The sequence below is a fragment of the Pseudophaeobacter sp. TrK17 genome, from assembly GCF_042192375.1.
In the GTDB taxonomy this organism is placed as follows: Bacteria; Pseudomonadota; Alphaproteobacteria; order Rhodobacterales; family Rhodobacteraceae; genus Pseudophaeobacter.
The window spans coordinates 1,165,031-1,184,795 of sequence record NZ_CP071700.1 but is presented as its reverse complement, the minus strand read 5'-3'; the positions used below and the strand labels follow the sequence as shown (position 1 = coordinate 1,184,795).

22 protein-coding genes and 1 tRNA gene are annotated in these 19,765 nt (G+C 59.3%); 8 read left to right on the top strand and 15 right to left on the bottom strand.

Translation table 11 applies throughout. The features are described 5' to 3' along the window. Window positions 1-179: 179 nt before the first annotated feature. From fdxA to JZI28_RS05485, 4 genes are all read right to left on the bottom strand, one after another. Complete coding sequence (gene fdxA, locus JZI28_RS05500; protein ID WP_009809190.1) at window positions 180-518, bottom strand: ferredoxin FdxA; 339 nt, start codon at window positions 516-518, stop codon at window positions 180-182. Window positions 519-582: 64 nt separating this feature from the next. Beyond that, window positions 583-957 carry an RNA-binding S4 domain-containing protein gene (locus JZI28_RS05495; protein ID WP_353399265.1) on the bottom strand — a complete coding sequence of 125 codons (375 nt, stop codon included), beginning with the start codon at window positions 955-957 and terminating at the stop codon, window positions 583-585. 6 nt (window positions 958-963) lie between these two features. Then, complete coding sequence (locus tag JZI28_RS05490) at window positions 964-3,984, bottom strand: helicase-related protein (protein WP_375699492.1); 3,021 nt, start codon at window positions 3,982-3,984, stop codon at window positions 964-966. 64 nt (window positions 3,985-4,048) lie between these two features. Then, window positions 4,049-4,618 (bottom strand): tetratricopeptide repeat protein, encoded by a 570-nt coding sequence (locus JZI28_RS05485; protein WP_348158096.1) that lies wholly within the window; start codon window positions 4,616-4,618, stop codon window positions 4,049-4,051. Between the two features lie 141 nt (window positions 4,619-4,759). Between JZI28_RS05485 and JZI28_RS05480 the strand changes: the two genes are divergently transcribed. The 5 genes from JZI28_RS05480 to JZI28_RS05460 all read left to right on the top strand — a co-directional run bounded on the left by JZI28_RS05480 (window position 4,760) and on the right by JZI28_RS05460 (window position 9,414). After that, on the top strand, window positions 4,760-5,050 hold the full coding sequence (locus tag JZI28_RS05480) for an SCP2 sterol-binding domain-containing protein (protein ID WP_295449089.1): 291 nt from the start codon (window positions 4,760-4,762) through the stop codon (window positions 5,048-5,050). Beyond that, a complete protein-coding gene (locus JZI28_RS05475; RefSeq protein WP_375699491.1) occupies window positions 5,050-6,027 on the top strand; it encodes an alpha/beta fold hydrolase in 978 nt (325 codons plus the stop codon). The genes JZI28_RS05480 and JZI28_RS05475 overlap by 1 nt, the downstream gene beginning before the upstream one ends. Before the next feature lie 218 nt (window positions 6,028-6,245). Continuing rightward, window positions 6,246-8,066, top strand: a complete 1,821-nt coding sequence (locus tag JZI28_RS05470; RefSeq protein WP_375699490.1) for a M3 family oligoendopeptidase — start codon at window positions 6,246-6,248, stop codon at window positions 8,064-8,066. Further along, window positions 8,066-8,566, top strand: a complete 501-nt coding sequence (locus tag JZI28_RS05465; RefSeq protein ID WP_375699489.1) for a GNAT family N-acetyltransferase — start codon at window positions 8,066-8,068, stop codon at window positions 8,564-8,566. Before JZI28_RS05470 ends, JZI28_RS05465 begins: the two co-directional genes overlap by 1 nt. Then, window positions 8,563-9,414, top strand: coding sequence for an aminoglycoside phosphotransferase family protein (locus JZI28_RS05460; protein WP_375699488.1), 852 nt, complete (start codon window positions 8,563-8,565; stop codon window positions 9,412-9,414). The genes JZI28_RS05465 and JZI28_RS05460 overlap by 4 nt, the downstream gene beginning before the upstream one ends. 678 nt (window positions 9,415-10,092) lie before the next feature. Here JZI28_RS05460 and rpoH read toward each other — a convergent pair. Then, window positions 10,093-10,989, bottom strand: coding sequence for an RNA polymerase sigma factor RpoH (rpoH, locus tag JZI28_RS05455; protein WP_375699487.1), 897 nt, complete (start codon window positions 10,987-10,989; stop codon window positions 10,093-10,095). Window positions 10,990-11,169: 180 nt separating this feature from the next. Next, the gene (locus JZI28_RS05450) at window positions 11,170-11,988 is read right to left on the bottom strand and encodes a LysR family transcriptional regulator (RefSeq protein WP_375699486.1); all 819 of its coding nucleotides are present in this window, start codon (window positions 11,986-11,988) and stop codon (window positions 11,170-11,172) included. A 102-nt stretch (window positions 11,989-12,090) separates the two neighbouring features. Between JZI28_RS05450 and JZI28_RS05445 the strand changes: the two genes are divergently transcribed. After that, the gene (locus JZI28_RS05445; protein ID WP_295449068.1) at window positions 12,091-12,525 is read left to right on the top strand and encodes a hypothetical protein; all 435 of its coding nucleotides are present in this window, start codon (window positions 12,091-12,093) and stop codon (window positions 12,523-12,525) included. 136 nt (window positions 12,526-12,661) lie between these two features. On the opposite strand, the gene JZI28_RS05440 is transcribed toward JZI28_RS05445, so the two are convergent. Next, window positions 12,662-13,702, bottom strand: coding sequence for an RluA family pseudouridine synthase (locus JZI28_RS05440; protein ID WP_375699485.1), 1,041 nt, complete (start codon window positions 13,700-13,702; stop codon window positions 12,662-12,664). Between JZI28_RS05440 and JZI28_RS05435 the strand changes: the two genes are divergently transcribed. Beyond that, window positions 13,701-14,003, top strand: a complete 303-nt coding sequence (locus tag JZI28_RS05435; RefSeq protein WP_375699484.1) for a DUF6476 family protein — start codon at window positions 13,701-13,703, stop codon at window positions 14,001-14,003. The genes JZI28_RS05440 and JZI28_RS05435 overlap by 2 nt on opposite strands. Before the next feature lie 192 nt (window positions 14,004-14,195). On the opposite strand, the gene JZI28_RS05430 is transcribed toward JZI28_RS05435, so the two are convergent. Then, a tRNA-His gene (locus JZI28_RS05430) sits at window positions 14,196-14,272 on the bottom strand. 43 nt (window positions 14,273-14,315) lie between these two features. Continuing rightward, window positions 14,316-14,798, bottom strand: coding sequence for a GNAT family N-acetyltransferase (locus JZI28_RS05425; protein WP_375699483.1), 483 nt, complete (start codon window positions 14,796-14,798; stop codon window positions 14,316-14,318). An 88-nt stretch (window positions 14,799-14,886) separates the two neighbouring features. On the opposite strand from JZI28_RS05425, the gene JZI28_RS05420 reads away from it, so the two are divergent. After that, window positions 14,887-15,075: a DUF6324 family protein gene (locus JZI28_RS05420; RefSeq protein ID WP_295455583.1), complete on the top strand. Its 189-nt coding sequence runs from the start codon at window positions 14,887-14,889 to the stop codon at window positions 15,073-15,075. 20 nt (window positions 15,076-15,095) lie between these two features. On the opposite strand, the gene JZI28_RS05415 is transcribed toward JZI28_RS05420, so the two are convergent. The 6 genes from JZI28_RS05415 to JZI28_RS05390 all read right to left on the bottom strand — a co-directional run bounded on the left by JZI28_RS05415 (window position 15,096) and on the right by JZI28_RS05390 (window position 19,635). Beyond that, window positions 15,096-15,614, bottom strand: coding sequence for an MmcB family DNA repair protein (locus JZI28_RS05415; RefSeq protein WP_375699482.1), 519 nt, complete (start codon window positions 15,612-15,614; stop codon window positions 15,096-15,098). Window positions 15,615-16,081: 467 nt separating this feature from the next. Continuing rightward, window positions 16,082-16,411: a hypothetical protein gene (locus tag JZI28_RS05410; RefSeq protein ID WP_375699481.1), complete on the bottom strand. Its 330-nt coding sequence runs from the start codon at window positions 16,409-16,411 to the stop codon at window positions 16,082-16,084. 203 nt (window positions 16,412-16,614) lie between these two features. Next, complete coding sequence (nusB, locus tag JZI28_RS05405) at window positions 16,615-17,097, bottom strand: transcription antitermination factor NusB (RefSeq protein WP_375699480.1); 483 nt, start codon at window positions 17,095-17,097, stop codon at window positions 16,615-16,617. After that, window positions 17,094-17,645, bottom strand: coding sequence for a 6,7-dimethyl-8-ribityllumazine synthase (locus JZI28_RS05400; protein WP_297339647.1), 552 nt, complete (start codon window positions 17,643-17,645; stop codon window positions 17,094-17,096). The genes nusB and JZI28_RS05400 overlap by 4 nt, the downstream gene beginning before the upstream one ends. Window position 17,646: 1 nt before the next feature. After that, window positions 17,647-18,768, bottom strand: a complete 1,122-nt coding sequence (gene ribB, locus JZI28_RS05395; RefSeq protein ID WP_375699479.1) for a 3,4-dihydroxy-2-butanone-4-phosphate synthase — start codon at window positions 18,766-18,768, stop codon at window positions 17,647-17,649. 279 nt (window positions 18,769-19,047) lie between these two features. Further along, the gene (locus tag JZI28_RS05390) at window positions 19,048-19,635 is read right to left on the bottom strand and encodes a riboflavin synthase (protein ID WP_375699478.1); all 588 of its coding nucleotides are present in this window, start codon (window positions 19,633-19,635) and stop codon (window positions 19,048-19,050) included. Between the last annotated feature and the right edge of the window lie 130 nt (window positions 19,636-19,765).

Below are 19,765 nucleotides of genomic sequence, written 5' to 3'. Positions count from 1 at the left end.
CACGCGAGATGGGTTTCATTTTCATATACATCTGGGCAGACCATATCACAAAATGCCCCCCTTCGAAAGACGAGGGGAGCCCTGTTCCTGCCAATCACAGGTGAAAATCACCGTTTTCAGGTGGTTTTCGGCAAAAAAACTGGTCGTGCTTTTCAACCGGCCCCGAGATTCGGAGACGCTTACCCGCCCTCGCCGGGGGCCTCGGAGAAGTATTTCTCAAGCTTGCCCTCTTCGCCGTCACGCTCTTCAGCCTCCGGCATAGGGTCTTTTTTGGAGACAATCACCGGCCACATCTCAGAGTATTTGCGGTTGAACTCAACCCATTTATCCATGTCTGGCTCGGTGTCTGGGCGAATGGCATCGGCCGGGCATTCCGGTTCGCAAACACCACAGTCGATGCATTCATCCGGGTGGATCACCAGGGTGTTTTCCCCCTCGTAGAAACAATCTACCGGGCACACCTCTACACAATCGGTGTATTTGCAGGCGATGCAGTTATCCGTAACGACGTAGGTCATGCGGGCTTTGTCCCATTTGCTGTTTGGCAACTAGCTAGTTCAGACTCGCTTCATCTTCAAGATGTCACGTGAAGTCCTGTTGCCTGGAAAGGTCAAGCGCCCTGCGAGATTTCTTGTCAGGCCGCCCTTTTCCCTCAAATCGCGGATTTGCAGGCAAGATGTCCTGTTTTGGCGTCTTATCAAGATAAAGCGCCTGCGCCTCGGGGGCGGGTCCGCGGCGCTCGCCGATGGCGACAACTTCGACCACCCGAATCTGTCGCCCCTGTGGAAAGCTGAGAACATCACCCGAGGTGACGCTCTGAGCCGTTTTTGTGATCTTAGCGCCGTTCAGGCGAAGATGTCCGGCGCTGATCTGTTTGGCGGCCAGGCTGCGGGTTTTGAAGAACCGCGCATGCCAGAGCCACTTGTCGACCCGGATTTTCTCCGCCTTTGGCTGCATCCGGGATCAGTCGCCTTGCTTCAGCCCCATCAGAGCTGCCGCAAAGGGGTTGTCCGGATCGATCTGCTTTTCTTTCTTTGGAGGCCGGGCGGAATAGGTCTTGCTGCCCTGTTGTTGCGGACGACCTCCCTTTTTACCACCGGGTTTGCCAGCAGGGCGCCCACCGGGCTTGCCGCCACTGCGCTCACCCGAGCGACCCTGACTGCGCGGTTTGCCACCGCGACGCTCCTGGCCATCCTGTCCAGCAGCAGCTTCGGCGTTTTGGCTTGCACCGCCACCCTGGCCACGACGCTGGCCACGGTTGCCACCGCCCTGACGGGCGCGACCACCCCAAGCGAAGGTATAAAAGACCTCCATCTCGGCCGGGGCTTCGACAGAATCTTCAGCAGGCGCGTCAGCCGGAGCATCTGCGACTGCGTCAGCCGGAGCATCTGCGACTGCGTCAGCCGGAGCATCTGCGACTGCGTCAGCGGTCTCTGCTTTGGCCTCCTCGACAGGTGCCTCCTCTGGCGCAGCGGGGGCCTCTTCAGCAGCCTCAGCTACAGGCGCGTCCTCAGGTTTGGCCTCCACCTCAACGGCAGGCGCCTCTTCAGACTTGGCTTCCGCCTCTTCGGCAGGAGCAGCCTCTTTGGGCGCTTCGGGAGCTGCTTTGACCTTGGCCCGTTCGCCTTTTTCGGCGCGATAGCCCAGACCCTGCATCAGATCGGCAAATTGCTCCAGCGTCATGCCCGTGATCGACAACATATCCGCCTTGGCTTCAAACCCACCGCGGCTGTCTTCGGCACGCAACATATCAGCCAAACGCTCCAGCATGTCGATGCGGATCATCCGCTCGCCCGCTTCGCGGTAGCCGGCCATGGTATCGTAGCCCTGCGGCGCATCCTTGGCGGCAGGCACGGTGACCAGACCGGGAGGTGGCGCTTCGGGGAATTCCTGCACGCCATTGGCAAGCGACCACAGCACCAGACGCAGACGCGTTGGCGCGGGTTTCAGTAGCAGCGGCATGAAGATGGTGAACTGGCCAAACCGAATACCGTGTTTGCGCAATGCGCCACGGGCCTCTTGATCCAGATCTTTGACTTCCTGCATCACGGTGTGACGCGGCAGCAGGCCCAGACCTTCGACCAGACGGAAGGCAAAGCCACGGGCCAGACCTGTCAATTCTTCGTCTTTTTGCAGATTGATCAGCGGTTCAAACAGCGCCTGCACCTTGCGAGAGATGAAATGCTGCAGGCGGCGTTCAACCTTTTGTGCAACATCCGCACCAGCGGCGTCATCCACAAAGACCTCAACCATCGGGTTGAGCGGATCAGCACCCGCCACCAGTTTACCAACGGCAGCGTCGCCCCACATCAGGCCACCCTGTTCGGTGAAGTCGATCTCGGTATCGGGTGCATTATAAAACCGGTCTGCGCGCAAATGGAATTGCGGCGCCAGCGCCTGCAGCGAGGCAGACTTTAATGTCTTTGCCTCGGCGCCTTGTGCGCTTTTATCCGGGGTAAACCGGAACCCGTCCAACCGTCCGACAAATTCGCCTTCGACGGTCACTTCACCCTTGTCATTCACTTCGGCCAAAAGGGCCTCCTTCTGTTTGAGCCGCCGCAGAAGCACGGATGTGCGCCGGTCCACAAATCTTTGAGTCAAGCGCTCGTGCAGCGCATCTGACAACCTGTCTTCTACAGCGCGAGTCACGCCACGCCAATGGCTTTCGTCACGCAGCCAATTTTTACGCTGAGAGACATAGGTCCAGGTACGAATAAAGGCCAGACGCTTGGAAAGTGTGTCAATATCGCCATCCGTGCGGTCAATCCGCTTGATCTGACGGGCCAGCCAGTCGTCGGGAACCACGCCACCGCCGTGCAAATATTCAAAAATACCGCCAATCAGCGCCGCATGTTCCCCATGGGAGATACCGCGAAAGTCGGGAATACGACAAACGTCCCACAGCAGGCGCACCGATTGCGCATTGGTTGTGCGCGAAATTATGCCGCTGTCGCGCGACAGGTATTTCAATGCGCCCAGGTCATCTGCTTCGCGGGCGCGCACCAGCACCTCATCCTGTGGCGATGATTCGAGCGAGCGGATCAGGGCCTCAACCGTCCCAAACTGCAGATCTGTCGACCGCCAGTTGAGCTTTTTCAATGGCGTAAAGCGGTGTTCCATGATGGCTTCAGCCACCTCATCCTCCAGCGGGCGCGCATCACCGGTGACGCCAAAACTGCCGTGGCTCATACCGCGTCCCGCCCGCCCGGCAATCTGCGCCAGCTCGTTTGGTGCCAGAGGGCGCATGCGCCGCCCGTCAAACTTGGATGTCGCGGAAAAGGCCACATGGTCGATATCCAGGTTCAGCCCCATGCCAATGGCATCTGTCGCCACCAGATAATCGACCTCACCATTTTGGTAGAGCTCAACCTGGGCATTGCGGGTGCGCGGAGACAGCGCCCCCATAACAACCGCAGCCCCCCCTTTTTGCCGCTTCAACAGCTCGGCGATGGCGTAGACATTATCAACCGAGAAGCCAACGATGGCGGTGCGCGGTGGCATCCGGCTGATTTTCTTGGAGCCACCATAGACCAGCTCGGACATCCGCTCGCGACGCAGAAACTCCACCTCTGGCACCAGCGCCTTGATCGGCCCGCGCATGGTATCGGCGCCCAGAAACAAGGTTTCATTGGTGCCACGAGAGTGCAGCAACCGTTCGGTAAAGACATGGCCGCGCTCGGGATCAGCACAAAGCTGAATTTCGTCAATCGCCAGGAAATCACAGCCCATGCCCGGCGGCATCGCCTCAACCGTGCAGATCCAGTATTTTGCCCGGGGCGGCACGATGCGCTCTTCGCCGGTGACCAGCGCCACCACCGAGGGGCCGCGAATGGCGACGATTTTGTCATAGACCTCGCGCGCCAACAGCCGCAGGGGAAAGCCCATGATGCCGGTGCGATAGCCCAGCATCCGTTCAATCGCGTAATGTGTTTTGCCGGTATTTGTCGGCCCCAAAACCGCCAAGATCCGCGATGCGCCTGCCATCTGATCAGCCCTTGTTCTGCCTCTTTCCTACAGGTCGAGTGTGACACTATGGAATCAGGTCGGCTTAAAGATCCTTGCCTGCAACCTCGGGCCGCAGACGCTCCAGCGCGCTGAGTACTTCTTCGTGGTGGGGATGTATAGCCTTGGCACGCAAATAGGCCTCATAGGCGCGCTTGGGGTCGCGGAACTGTTCAAACACCGTCCCCAAGGCATAGATCGCATTGTAATCATTTGGGTTCAGCGCCAAAGCCCGTTCGAGATCCGCAACCGAAGGCCCATAGGCCCCCATTGCGTGATAGGCGCGGGCCCGTTCATACCAACCGCGGGCAAAATCCGGCGCGTGATCCGTCAGCGCCGTAAGATGTTCAATCGCCGCTGGAAAATCACCTTTGGTCATGGCCTCAACAGCGCGCGACAACAAAAGGTCCATCGCCGCAGAGCCGCTTTTGCGCCAGAGCGCCTGCAACTCCCGATCGACCCCCCGCGCGCTTGCGGCATCAGCGGAAACCAGCTGATCCAACAGGTCAGATTCCGCTGAACTTTCGCCCGCAGCGATTGCAAAAGGCATGGAAATCGTGACTGTAAGCAGCGTTGCCGCCACGATAGCTTTGAGGTTCAAGTGATTTGCGATCATGATGAGCCAGTGTAACCCTGTGCCGCGTTTTTTCTAGTGCTGGAAGCAGGGGCTTCACACAAAATTGCAGTTTCCCGTGCGCGGGGCCGCACAATGACACCGCTGTGCACCCCGCTGCACCATGATCAAAGGAAGACCCAAATGAGCGACACACTCGAACAAGCCGCCGCCGCCATGAACGAAAAAATGGCTGGTAGTGATTTCTCGGCCACCGCAAAATTTGCCATCGAAGGCCTTGGCTCCATTGTGCTGGACGGCAATGGCGCCCGCGTCAGCGACGACGAGGCAGATGTCACCATGTCCGCCGATGCAGAGACCTTTCAGGGCATCCTGACCGGAGAGGTGAACCCAACCAGCGCCTTTATGTCCGGCAAACTCACCATCGACGGTGACATGGGCACAGCCATGCAGCTGGCATCGGCGCTGGCCTAATGGACAAAAGCCTGATGGACCTGACCCCCGCGCCCTATTTTGCTGAAATCGCAGAAGGACCCGAAACCGGACAGGCCCATTGGGCAACCACCGATGACGGGGTGCGCATTCGCGTCGGTCATTGGCTGCCAACCGGGGATGAGCCGGTAAAAGGCCCAGTAAAAGGCACTGTGCTGATCTTTCCCGGCCGCACCGAATATGTCGAAAAATACGGCCCCGCCGCCGCTGATTTCAACCAGCGCGGCTATGCCGCTTTGGCAGTGGACTGGCGTGGACAGGGGCTGGGCGAACGCATGCTTGCGGATCGCCGCCTGGGTCACGTGGAAGAATTTGGCGATTTTCAAAAAGACGTGGCAGCGGTTGTGAAGCTGGCCAAGCAGCTAAAACTGCCGGAACCCTGGTATCTCTTGGGCCACTCCATGGGCGGTGCCATTGGCCTGCGCGCCCTGATGGAGGGCCTGCCGGTCAAGGCCTGCGCCTTTTCTGCGCCCATGTGGGGCATCCTCATCCCCAACACCATGAAGCCCGTAGCCCGTGTCCTTGGTGGCCTGGCCCCCGTTTTAGGAATGGGCGACAAGCGCGTCCCGACAACGACCCAGGGCCATTATGTGGAAACCGCGCCCTTCAAGGGCAATACCCTGACCAATGATCCGGCGATGTATCAGTTGATGATTGACCAGCTGAAGGCGCAGCCCGATCTGGTCTTGGGCGGGCCCACCATCAACTGGTTGAGCGAAGGGCTGAAGGAATGCGAAACACTGGCCGAGCGCCCCTCACCGGTATTGCCCTGCCTCACCTTTCTTGGCGCGCAAGAGCAGATCGTCAACAGCGCGGCGGTCAAGGATCGCATGGCGCGCTGGCCCGGTGGCGAGTTGGAGCTGATTGATCCGGCGCAGCACGAGATCGTGATGGAGGGCCAGGAGACCCGCCGCAGGGTTTTTGACAAGATGACCCAGCTGTTTGACCAATACCGGTAGCCAGGCCACTACCCAGGCCACTAGCCAGACCACGGGTGAGCCAACGGCGTGTTACGCCTGCGAATACGGGACCAACACCCCCTTGGCGGTTGCTGTAAATTCGCATCACTAAATCTGCCCCGTCCCGAATTTCGGCGCGGGGCTTTGCTTGTGATCCGCCCCTCTGCCCCTTAGATGTTGTGCAACGCCATAACAGAGATGCCCGCCAAGGAGCCCCCATGTTGCAACTCCCCTTTCCCGTCCGTGATGCCAATTCCAGCTCTGGCTCTGATGAGCTGGGCAATCTGCCGGTCTGGGATCTCACCGATCTCTATGCCTCCGATGACGCGCCAGAGCTGTCTCGCGATCTGGACTGGCTGGAGCAGGAATGCAGCGCCTTTGCCGCAGATTACCAAGATAAGCTGGCCGATCTGGATGCCGCCGGCCTGCTGAACTGCGTGCTGCGCAACGAAAAGATCAATTCCATTGCCGGGCGCATCATGTCCTATGCCGGTCTGCGCTATTACCAGCTGACCACGGATGCGGACCGCACCAAATTCATGTCCGACATGCAGGAGAAGATCACCATCTTCACCACGCCGCTGGTGTTTTTCACTTTGGAAATCAACCGCATCGAAGACGAGGCTCTGGACGCGCATTTTGCCACCAATGCGGATCTTGCCCGCTACAAGCCTGTGTTTGACCGCATCCGCGCCATGAAGCCCTATCAGCTCTCGGATGAGCTGGAGCGCTTCCTGCATGATCTGGGCGTGGTGGGCGACGCCTGGGAGCGGCTGTTCGACGAAACCATTGCTGGCTTGACCTTTCAGGTCGAGGGCCAGGAGCTGAACATCGAAGGCACCCTGAGCCTGCTGACCGAACAGGATCGCAGCAAACGCGAGGCCGCCTCGCGCGAATTGGCGCGGGTGTTTCAGGCCAATGTCAAAACCTTTGCCCGCGTCCACAACACCCAGTCCAAGGAAAAGGAAATCATGGACCGCTGGCGTGGCATGCCGACACCGCAAACTGGCCGCCATTTGTCCAATGATGTGGAACCCGAAGTGGTCGAGGCCCTGCGCGAAGCCGTGGTTGCCGCCTACCCCAAGCTGTCGCACCGCTATTACGAGCTGAAACGCAAATGGCTCGGGCTGGACCGCATGCAGGTCTGGGACCGCAACGCGCCGCTGCCGATGGAAGACAGCCGCGTCGTCGACTGGGCGCAGGCCGAAAAAACCGTGATGGAGGCTTATGAGGCCTTTGATCCGCGCATGGGGGAGCTGGCCGCGCCGTTTTTCTCCAAGGGCTGGATTGATGCGGGCGTCAAACCCGGCAAGGCCCCCGGTGCCTTTGCCCACCCCACCGTCACCGATGTGCACCCCTATGTGATGTTGAACTATCTGGGCAAGCCACGGGACGTGATGACCCTGGCCCATGAGCTGGGCCATGGCGTGCATCAGGTGCTGGCCGCAGAACAGGGCGAGATGCTATCCTCGACGCCGCTGACCCTGGCCGAAACCGCCAGTGTATTTGGCGAGATGCTCACCTTCCGCAAAATGCTGGACGGGGCAGAAACCAAAGAGCAGCGCAAGATCCTGCTGGCCGGCAAAGTCGAGGACATGATCAACACCGTGGTGCGCCAGATTGCCTTTTATGACTTTGAATGCAAACTGCATGCGGCCCGCGCTGACGGCGAACTCACCCCGGATGACATCAACGCCCTGTGGATGTCGGTGCAGGCCGAATCCTTGGGTGAAGCCTTTGACTTCATGGAGGGCTACGAGACCTTCTGGTGCTATGTGCCGCATTTTGTGCACTCGCCCTTCTATGTCTACGCCTATGCCTTTGGCGACGGCTTGGTGAACGCGCTGTATTCGGTCTACGCCGAGGGCGGCGAGGGCTTTGAGGACAAGTACTTTGACATGCTCAAGGCCGGTGGCTCCAAGCATCACAAAGAGCTGCTTGCCCCCTTTGGTCTTGATGCCTCGGACCCCAAGTTCTGGGACAAGGGCCTGTCGATGATTTCTGGCATGATTGATGAGCTGGAAGCCATGGAGGACTAATGGCGCTGGAGCTGCGCCCAATCCCCGCGCGCGACTATGATCTTGTGCGCCACATCGCCGTGGCGCCGGATCAGGTCCTGTTTTCGGGCACCATAGCGCAGGCTTTTAATACCGCTGAGGATGGCGTGGATTTCCACGCCATCTTTTTTCAGGGTGCTGCTGTTGGGTTTTTCAAAATTGACCGGGCCTATGGCCTCGCCCAGGGGCTCGAGCTGGGGCTGCGGGGGTTTATGATTGACCACCGCCATCAGCAAAAACGCTACGCCACGCGGGCCTTGCAGGCCATGCCCGACTATCTGCGCCACCATTATCCAAATCACACCGGCCTGGTTCTGACCGTGGATTTGCACAATCCCACTGCCATCAGCCTCTATCGCAAGACCGGCTTTACCCAGGCCCAAGACATGCACTTTGGCGGGTTGTTTGGCCTGCAACTGGTGATGCGCATGGCCCTGCCCGGGGCAGAGCGTTTGGATTTAGGGGACAGGCGAGCACAATGAACCACCCAGCCCTGCCTGCCCTGCCAGCTGAGTTGATTTCGACGTTCCAGATCACCCGCGTCCTGTCACTGCAAGAGGTGCCGCGGGCACAGATCTGGCATGTGGAAACGCAGCGCCATGGTCAGGCGGCTTTGAAACTCTACACAGCAGGGCATATGGGCAACGAAGCCAATGGTTTTCCCTTCCTGGCCGCATTGCAAGGCCCTGTGGCGCAGATCTACCAGGTCACCCAGAACGCTGTGTTGATGGAATGGTTGCCGGGGCCTTCGCTGGGGGATATCGCCCGCAATGGCGGGCGGGCAGAGGCAGATACCGCTCTGGCTCAGGTCGCCGCGAACATTCACACCCAAACCAAGGCGTTAAAACTGCCCGGCTTGACGCCTCTTGCCGCCTGGTTCAAAGCGCTGCACGCGCCTGCAGCTGACCTGAACCTGACCGGCCAAGCCCGCCGCACAGTACAACAGGCGCAAAGCCTGGCAGAGGCCCTGCTGGCCAACCAAGAAGACATTCGCCCGTTGCATGGGGATCTGCATCACGAGAACATTCGTCAGGGCACAGGCGGCTATTGCGCGTTTGATGCCAAGGGGCTGATTGGCGAGCGTTGCTATGAATTGGCCAATGCCTTTCGCCATCCCAAAGGTCTGGAACAGGACATATATAGCGCCGATCTGATTGCCCGGCGCGCAGGGCTCTGGGGACAGGTCTTTGACGTGTCACCAAAGCGTCTGCTGCAATGGTCCTGTGCAAAAACTGCCTTGTCCCTGGTCTGGCGACAGGGGGCGGATCTGCAACACGACCCGGAACTGATCCTGCTGGAGCGGCTGCTGGTTCAGCACTCCAGGTTTTAAGGATCGGGCACTATTTCCCCTCTTCGCGAGCTCCGCGTCTGGAAACGCCAACCCGACTACCTGAGTATTTCTGTCAACTATTTGTTTTTGTTCGATTTTTCTGAAATCATGATTGACGACTCACTCTGACAACCCTATCCATAAGACAAGAACCGCAGCCCGCCAGATCGTCAGGCAGCAAGCAGCAAGCCACTCCAGCCAGTCCGGGCTTTGCCAGGACACGCCAGACAGCCAGCCATGCCAGCAACTTACCGATCTCAGCCAGCCCGCTTTTCAGCCATCCCATCTAGTAGCCAGCCGTTTTAGCCAGCCAGCCGTTTTAGCCAGCCTGCTGTTTAGCCAGCACGTTCTGCGTGTTCGCTTTGGGGATCTCGCTTTCTGCGCTGTCCTCTGCGACTTTAGCTAGGGTTTGATCGTCGCGTAGGCTTTTATCGTCGCCATCGCAGTGGCTCCGCCAGCCCCCGCACCCGCCGCACCCCCTCGCCCGCCAGCCTTTTTGCCAGCACGCCAGGTTCTGCGCCAGCTCCGCTGAACACCCGACCTTGGCGCGGGTCCAGCTCAGCCAGCTGCCCTGCAACCATACAGGTCGCAAGCCTCCCGCCAGATGTAGCGCCCCAAACAAAAAAACGGGCGGCCCCAATGGGACCGCCCGCTTGTGAACCCAGCTATCAGAGCCGGTTAATGTGCTGCCAGCATGCCCTTGGCCGAGGCCAGCTCACGCATTTTCTTTTGCAGCTTTTCAAAGGCCCGCACCTCGATCTGGCGGATCCGCTCCCGGCTCACGCCGTATGCTGCGCTCAACTCTTCCAGAGTCTGCACCTTCTCCGCCAGACGACGCTGGGTGAGAATATCCTTTTCCCGGTCGTTCAGCACGTCCAGGGCCTGGGCCAACAGCTCACGACGGGCTTCCAGCTCATCGCGGGCCTCATAGTCACCAGCCTGGTCGGCGTCTTCATCCTCAAGCCAGTCCTGCCACTGCATGGTGCCCTCGCCCTCGCTGCCAACAGTGGCATTGAGAGAGGCGTCGCCACCGGACATCCGGCGGTTCATCGAGACCACTTCGTCTTCGGTCACCCCAAGGTCATGGGCAATCCTGGCAACATTTTCGGGGCGCAGATCCCCCTCTTCCAGAGCACCGATACGGGCCTTGGCCTTGCGCAGGTTAAAGAACAGTTTCTTTTGCGCCGAGGTTGTGCCCAGTTTGACCATCGACCAGGAGCGCAGGACATATTCCTGGATCGAGGCACGGATCCACCACATGGCATAGGTCGCCAGACGGAAGCCTTTTTCGGGATCAAAGCGCTTCACCGCCTGCATCAAACCGACATTGGCCTCAGAGATCACTTCGGCCTGCGGCAGACCATAGCCCCGGTAGCCCATAGCGATCTTGGCCGCCAGACGCAGGTGCGAGGTCACCATCCGATGCGCCGCACCAGAGTCCTCTTTTTCCACCCAGGCCTTGGCCAGCATGTATTCTTCTTCCGGTTCCAGCAGCGGGAACTTACGGATTTCTTGCATATAGCGGTTCAACCCGCCTTCGGGGGTCGGTGCGGGCAGATTTGCATAATTAGCCATTCAAACGGTCCCTCCCAAGATGTTTATGGACTTAACATTGATCATATGGGTTAACGCTAAACGCCTTTCAAGGGGCGCCTGCAAGTACGCTTTTATATTTCAGCCGACGAAACATCTGTGACCTTTGACACATAACCCAAAAGAAAATCACCTTTCTCCATAAAATTGTCTTTTCCCGCCCTACTGCCTTGCCGCGACCAAAAACTGGGCAAACTGCCGGGCAAAGACTGTTTTGCGGCTGGAAACCCCCAGAGTTCGGAACACCTCCGGCGCGTTGCGCAGAGGCCGGACAGTGACACCCCCATGGATGCCATCATGGGACATCGGCACAAAGGCCACCCCCAACCCGGCAGCGACAAGATCCAGAACCTGCTGATCATGCAAAGCCTGCGCAGGTGGCAAGGGTATTAACCCCTGCTCGTCCGGCATGCTGTCTGCATTGGGACAATAGGGCCGATGAATACGGGCCTCATCTCTCAAATCCGCCAAATCAACACTGCTCCCGGCTGCCAGAACATGTGCCTGCGGCAGAGCGACTCCGTAGCTTTCTGTGCGCAGCGGGAAAAAGTCATGGCCTGCGGGGACGCAGCCTTCACTGATCAGGGCCAGATCTGCCTCCTCCAGCACGGGGGCAAAGGACAGATAGGTCTCTGGGTGCGCCAACCTGAGTGCGCGAAACCCGGCCGTAAAGGACGCCAGCAGCACATCCGGCGGGCAGTGAATGCGCAACAGCCGCCGCTCGCTGGTCTGCAACCGCTGCACCATCCCAGACAACTGCGCCACGCTGCCCGCTGCCTCGGCATAGAGCCGCTCCCCCAGCGGCGTCACGGTCAGGCCGCGTCGGTGCCGATAGAACAGGTCGCCGCCCATCAGGTCCTCAAGCTTTTGAATCGCTGCCGAGACTGTCGGCTGGCTCACCCCATTGGCCCTGGCCGCATGGCTGAACGAGCCCATCTCCAGGGCGCTCATAAAGTATCGGAGCGGCGTGAGTTCTAACATAGGTAAAACCTATACAAAGGATAGTTAACCCCAGAATATCATATACCAGAAAGGTCTGCCATCTCTTTTGCTCACCGTAACCCTGTTCAAAGGACTGTCAAAATGAACACCACCGCTGCCCCCACCAAAACACCCGTCAGTGCGATTGAAACCCTGCTGCGCAAATTCGTCGCCGGCGATCCCGCCCTGGTGACCTATATGGCTGACGATATTGATTTTCGCATTGACCACTTTCACGATGAAGCGGATGTGAGCTGGCAGGTCGGCAAAGGCCTCGCGGATATCGCCACCATCCTCACCCGCTTGGGAACAGAGGTCTTTCCGAAAGGCACAGAAGCCCTGTCGATCGCAACACAGCCGCTGCCGCAAGAAGGATGGATGCTCACCACGTTTGAACAAAAGTTTTTCTACGGGGTGCGCGGTCGCATGTGCACCAGCGCCACGCTGATCCTGTCCCATGAGACGGACGGCAAGGTGGATTTCTTCCGCGAAACCGTGACCAATGTGATTGATTGCCCTGACACAGCCGCGATCTAGACCCTACGCAGCCACCGCAATGGGTGCCGATCTATGCGGCAGCCATTGTCAGGGCATGCCACAAAGCCACACCGGGCTGCGCGGCGGGCTTCACCCCGCCGTTCAGCCCAAACATAAAACAGAGATCCCCCCCAGATCAGCCCGCGACAGGGGGCAGACGCAGCGCCTCAATCAGATCGCTCATGTCCTGGGGAAGCGGCGCTTCAAACCGCATCTCCGCGCCGCTGACCGGGTGCACAAAGCCCAGGACCGCCGCATGCAGGGCCTGCCGGGGAAAACTCTGCACAGCGGCAATCGCCGCTGGGGCCAGGGATTTGGCGGCAAGTTTGCGTTTGCCGCCATAGGTCGGATCGCCAACCAGGCCATGGCCCGCATGGGCCATATGGACCCGGATCTGATGGGTGCGCCCCGTTTCCAGCCAGCATTCGATCAGGGCAGCCACCGGCGGCTGGCCAAAGGGCGCGACAATGCGGGCGCGGGTCACCGCATGGCGCCCGCCCTGGAACAACACGGCCTGACGTTGGCGGTCAAATTTGTGCCGCGCCAGCTGCGTTGTCAGTTTCAGAATGTTGCCCGGTTCAAAACTGGTGCCCTTTACCCCCCGCAGTCGCGGATCATTGGCATCAGGCACCCCATAGCAAATGGCCCGGTAATAGCGCTCCACCGTGTGTTTCTCAAACTGCCGTGCCAGCCCTTGATGGGCCACATCCGATTTGGCCACCACCAAAAGCCCGGAGGTCTCTTTGTCGATACGGTGCACAATGCCGGGGCGCTTGACCCCGCCCACACCAGAGAGGTTTTCGCCGCAGTGATGCAGCAGGGCATTGACCAGAGTTCCCGATGGCGTCCCTGGTGCCGGATGCACCACCATACCCGCAGGTTTATTGATCACGATCAGATCGTCATCTTCAAAGATCACATCCAGGGCAATATCTTCGGGACCGATGTGACTGTCCTCGGCCTCCTCCACGGTGATGGAGATCAGCGCCCCTTCAACCACCCGGGCCTTGGCGTCGCGCACCACAGCGCCATCCATTGTCAGGCTGCCTGCCTCGATCAATCGGGCGAGCCGTGTACGTGACAATGCAGCTTCGGCTGGCACATCGCGCGAAACCGCTTTATCAAGCCTTTTAGGCGGGTCTTCCGCGATGATAAACTCAATCTGGCGGCTGCCCATGACTGATCCTTCCAAGCCTGAAATCCAAGACGAACCGCCGCAGCTGAAATTCCTGCGTCGACTGGTGACCACATTGACCGTGGTGATGATTGGCGGGCTTGTACTGGTTGTCAGCCTGCTTGTCATCCGCTTGTCTGCAGATAGCCCCACCCTGCCCAGCAAAATCACCCTGCCCGCCGGCACCACAGCCCAGGCGGTGACTTTTGGATCCGGTTGGATCGCGGTGGTGACCACGGACAATAAAATCCTGATTCTGGACCCAGACAGCCAGGCAGTTCGTCAGACGATAGACATCGAATAGCTGCGCGCCAATTGCGGGGCTGCTGAAGACAGAGGTCTTGTGCCTCTCTACCCAGTTGGTGCGGGCGCTGACCAGATCACTGGTAGACGCCCTAGCCTGTGTGGAGTGTGCTAAAAACAGAAGGTGCGTTGGACCCAGTATGCCGGAGAACTGCTCCAACATCTCTCTCAGAAACCAAAGTCAGTGTTTGAGTGGTACCACCTCCCCGGCTCGAACGGGGGACCTCCTGATCCACAATCAGGCGCTCTAACCTACTGAGCTAAGGCGGCACTGCGGGCGATTTAGCCTAGAGAAAACCGAAGCGCAAGGGCTTTATAACACAACTTCCCAGCTTTGTTCGATCAAATCCTGCCCAAAGGAGTGAACCGGCTTGCTGTCAATCAGCTGCCAGCCAAATGCCGCATAAAGCGCGCAGGCGGCCTGGTGGCTTTCATGGGTCCAAAGCTGCATATCGCGGTATCCGGCGCTGCGAGCAAACCACATGCATTGGTGCAGCAGTTCTTTTCCTAAACCCTGCCCGCGCGCCTCGGGGGTGAGAAGAAACAGCCGCAGTTTTGCCGTGGTATCACTCTGGCGCACACAAAAGACCGACCCCAGGCGTTCCGCGCCACGATGGGCAATCCAACCCCGTTCGCACTGCGGGTCATGCGCTTCGCAAAAATTCTGTAAAATCTCGGCGACCAGCGGCCCAAAGCTATCGTCGAATCCTTCATCGCGCGCGTAGAGATCCTGGTGGCGCGCTACCAGCCATTGACAATCTGCCGGTTCGAATCGCCGTAATGTTGCTTTTGCCATAGCCTATCAAAGCCCAGAGCAGCTTGCCTTTCAAGTCATCGCAGGCTAGCACCGGATACCGGCAATAGATCTGCGGCAGGAGTGCAAAATGGGTATCAATAGCGAACGCGACGTCGAAGCAAACATGCAAATCGGCCCCACCGATCAGGGCATGGTGCGGCTGTTCATCGAAGCCGAGGGTGTCGAAATTCCAATGGATTTTGATCCCGAGGAAGCCGAAGAAATCGCAGATGAGCTGCGCGCTGCAGCCCAGGCTGCCCGCCTCGTTGCAGGCTAAAACAGCCTCTTCCCCCGCCTTCAGCCGTCTTTGGTGGGGTCACTAAAAAACAAGCCATCCCGACCGGGGCGAGGGTCGCGCAGGGAGTGCAGGCGCTTGGCGGCATCCATGGCAAATTTCTGGATCAGCTTTTTGCGCCGGGCTGGCGCCAGTTTCACCTCTGGCGCCATGCGGATCACTTCTGCGTCGTAGTCATCCGCGATGATGATCCCGGTGCTCTCCGGCAGCAGATCCACCGGGAAATCCGTATCCACAGCCCAGAAATAGCGATCACACCAGTCCAGATAGCCCTGCCACTTGGTATCCGACTGAAAATCCGCCCGGCTGGATTTGCACTCAATCACCCAAAGCTCCCCTTTGGGACCCAGCCCCAGCACATCCACCCGCAGCCCCCGCACCGGTACAAATTCTTCCAGCGCGGCAAAGCCAAGTGCGCGCAAATGGCGCGACACCCCACGGGCCAGGCGCTGTCCCGGCTGCAGCCGCACAGGACGGGCATCATTGGAGAGGGTCTTATTGGTTTGAACGGGGGATGCCATAGGCCTCAACGTGAACAATAAGGGAACAAAAGGCAAGCCTCAGCCGCTAAATCGCCTGGAAAACCGGATTGCAGCGTTTTGCCAGCTGAGCCCCTTGCTTTGGCCGCTACGGAGCACTACCTAGAAGCTGTGGCGGGTTCTGCCCCTTCAGTGCCGGAAGCATTCCAGTGGCCTTAAGCAATTCCACGGGAGCTGGCTCTGTGCGGACCCTGGTCCGTTTACCTGGCGCCCACCTGTACATACAGGTCCCCGGGAATCAAAACCGCACGTCTGCGGTGGTCCCGTCACATTTCCAACCTCTCACAGACGATCTTTAAAGCCCCTGAAGCACAAAAGAAGGCCGCGACCCACTCATCATAGGGCGCGACACTCATAGGATGCGGCTTTTTCATTTGGCAAAGAACCGTGTGGCCTGCACCACCCTGGCCGCCTTATCAACAAGACCAGTGCCGGAGCGCTGAGCGGCCCTAACCGCGCTTGTTGAGCTGGCGTTTTTGTCCGGCGGGCGCTTCGGCTTTGACCCGGGCCGGTTCAAAAAAATGGGCAACAGGCGTGCCACCGCGTGGGCCATCCTCTTTTCTGGCCATTGCCATAATCACCCAGGCAAACTGCACCCCGGCAAAAACGATGCCATTCATAAACCACAGCAGAAACACCGCCAGCATCCCGTCGCTGGACTGGCTGACCAATCCCCATAGGTTCATCACATTGAACCACAGCAACAGGGACACAAACCCGGCAGCGATGCCAAATCCGATGATAACATTTTTGATGTAGAGTTTTACCAGCTTGGGCATGACGACCTCATCTCTGTTACCGGCAAATTGTAACACTCCGCGCCGCAAGGTCCAGCGATACCCGCACCAAACGTGGCTTCGGAGCCTGAAATAGTGTCGCACCCTGCCGGAGATCCCCCAGGTGAGCCGCAATAAAAAAGCGCGCCACCAGGGCACGCTTTTCAAAATCGCGAATCGCTTCACCCCTCAAAGGGGGAGCGCGATCAAAAGACTTCCGGTTTTGCCTCGCGCGCCATATGGTCCAGCACCGCATTGACAAACTTGGCCTCTTTGCCCTCGGGAAAGAAGGCGCGGGCGATATCTACGAACTCGTTGATCACCACTTTGGGGGGCGTATTGGACTGGGTGAATTCAGCACCGGCAGCACGGAACAGCGCCCGCAGCGTCGGATCAATGCGAGCAATCGGCCATTTCGCCACCAGCGCCCGGTCTGTCATCTGGTCAATAGCGGCCTGAAAGTTCACGGCATCTTTCAACAGCTTGCGGAACAGGCCGGTATCGCCCTCGGCCATCTCTGCGTCGTCATAAACAGCGCCAAAGCGGTGGTTTTCAAATTCAGCAATCACCTTGTCAAAGCTCAGATCGCTGTGTTCCATCTGAAACAGCGCCTGCACCGCATAAAGCCGGGCGGCGGATTTCATCTGGGTCTTGCCATTGCCCTTAGGGGCGCTGTCCGAATGGGTCATGCTGTGCGGGGTCCGTTTCCTGTGCCAGCCAGCTGAATGGCTTCGGAAGGCGCCTTAAAGCCGACTCCCTTGGTCTGGGCGCCCCATTTACGCGTCAGTGCAATAAGATGCAAGGCCGCAGCAGCCGCGCCGCCGCCCTTGTTTTGATCTGCCGGATCTGCGCGCACTTCGGCCTGTTTGCGGTTCTCCACGGTGAGGATACCATTGCCAATGCACAGCCCCTGCAGGCCCAGCAGCTGGATTGCGCGGCTGCTGTCGTTGCAGACCGTGTCATAATGGGTGGTTTCGCCGCGAATAACACAGCCCAGCGCAACAAATCCGTCAAAGTTGGAGCTGCGGTCGGCAATGGCAATCGCGGTGGGGATCTCCAGTGCGCCGGGCACTTCGACCACCTCATAAGAACCGCCTGCAGCCTCGATCTCGGCCTGGGCACCAGCCAGCATATTGTCAGCGATATCCTTGTAGTAGGGCGACATCACGATGGCCAGTTTGACCGGTTTGTCAAAAACCGCGCGTGGCATGATGTAGTGCTGTTCCTGTCCGGCCATATCAGGACTCCTTTAGAATGGGGCGGGTGCCAACAATGGACAGCCCATAGGCATCGAGACCCAGATAGGTGGTGGCGGGGGAATCCGTCAACAGCTCCAGCTCATTCAGACCCAGCTCTGACAGGATCTGCGCCCCCAGTCCGGTCTGTTTGATGGTACGCGGGCCTTCGTCTTCGGGCGCATAAAGCGCATGGCGCGGCTCGCGGAACAGACAGACAACACCGCGTCCTTCTTCGGCGATCAGCTCCATCGCGCGGGGCAGTTCACGCACCGGCTTGGGGCCAAGCCCAAGGATGTCGGAGGCCTCGTGCAGGGCATGGGTGCGGGTCAGCACGGGGCCACCGGAGGTGAGATCCCCCTTGGTCAGCACCACATGTTCGACGCCGTGGGTCTGATCGGTGAAGATGCGCATGTTCCATTCGCCGCCGAACTCGGAGGTCACGGTACTGCTGCTGGTTTCCACCACCAGGTTGTCGTTGCGTGAGCGATAGGTGATCAGGTCCGAGATAGTACCGATCTTCAGCCCATGGGTTTTGGCATAATCCACCAGATCCGGCAGACGCGCCATGGTGCCGTCTTCGTTCATGATCTCGCAGATCACCGACGAGGGGTAATGCCCGGCGAGACGCGCCACATCGCAGCCGGCCTCGGTATGGCCTGCCCGCATCAACACGCCGCCGCGCCGCGCCCGCAGTGGAAAGACATGCCCCGGCGTGGCGATATCTGCAGCGGTTTTTTCTGGGTCAATGGCCGTCGCCACGGTGAGCGCCCGGTCGGCGGCCGAGATACCAGTGGTCACGCCTTCGCGGGCTTCGATCGAGACGGTAAAGGCCGTCTCGTGGCGCGAAGAATTATGCATCGCCATCATTGGCAGACCCAGTTCGTCAATGCGCTCGGCAGGCAGGGTCAGGCAGATCAATCCGCGGCCATGGGTGGCCATAAAGTTGATCGCCTCTGCGTCGGCAGCCTGCGCTGGAATCACCAGGTCGCCTTCGTTTTCGCGGTCCTCATGGTCCACCAGAATGAACATCCGGCCCGCGCGGGCCTCTTCGATGATGTCTTCAATCGGGCTGATCGCCGCGCGCAAACGGGCCTCGACCGGCCCCGGTGTTTCAAAGCTCATGCTGACAGCCTTTCGATCCACATGCCCCAAGGGCCCATCGCCCGGCGGGTATATAGGGCGAAATAGCCCACCCTCGCGACAAAGGCCAGCCCCACCAGCGGCACAGCAAGCACTGGACGCGGCGTTTGCCCTCGCACAGCCCCGGAAATACTATGAGGGTTGAGGGGCTCTGCCCCTCGGCCTGCGGCCTCACCCCGAGGTATTTCAGGTAAGATGAAAGAGGCAGCCCCCGCGTGGACGTGGTGGATGACAGCGCCAGTCAGACGCGGGGTCTGCCTGTCAGCCTGCTTCGTGCAGCCGCGCCACGTAGCGCGCCAGGGTGTCGATCTCAAGGTTGACCTGATCGCCCAGTTTTACATCCCCCCAGGTGGTGACCTCTTTGGTGTGGGGGATGAAGTTGATACCAAAATCGCAGCCCTGCACATCGTTCACCGTCAGCGACGTGCCGTTCAGGGCGACAGATCCTTTCGGGGCGATAAAGCGCGCCAGCTCTTTGGGGGCGCGCAGGGTCACGCGGGTGCTGTCGCCCTCGTCGCGCAGCTCCACCACCTCGGCAACCCCGTCCACATGGCCTGAAACAATATGTCCGCCCAGCTCATCGCCGACCTTGAGAGCCCGTTCCAGGTTGACCCGTTTGCCGACGCCCCAGGCAGCAATATTTGTCTTAGACACCGTTTCGGCAGAGATCTGCACATCATACCAATCAGAGCCCAGTTCAATCACCGTGAGGCAGACCCCATCCGAGGCAATCGAAGCGCCAAGGTCGATACCTGAAGTATCATAATGAGTGGCAATCCGCGCCCGCAGATCCCCCTGCTGATCCAGCTGGGCAATGGTTCCAATGTCAGTGACGATACCGGTGAACATCGTAAGGGCTCCTAGGGTTTGGCTACGGCGGGTTTGGCTACGGCGGGATTTCCTGGCGCAGAGGTAGCCTAAGCTGGCCCTGTTCTACAAGCCCTCCTCAAGCTGCGGGCCGCCTTTACGCCCCCCGGAT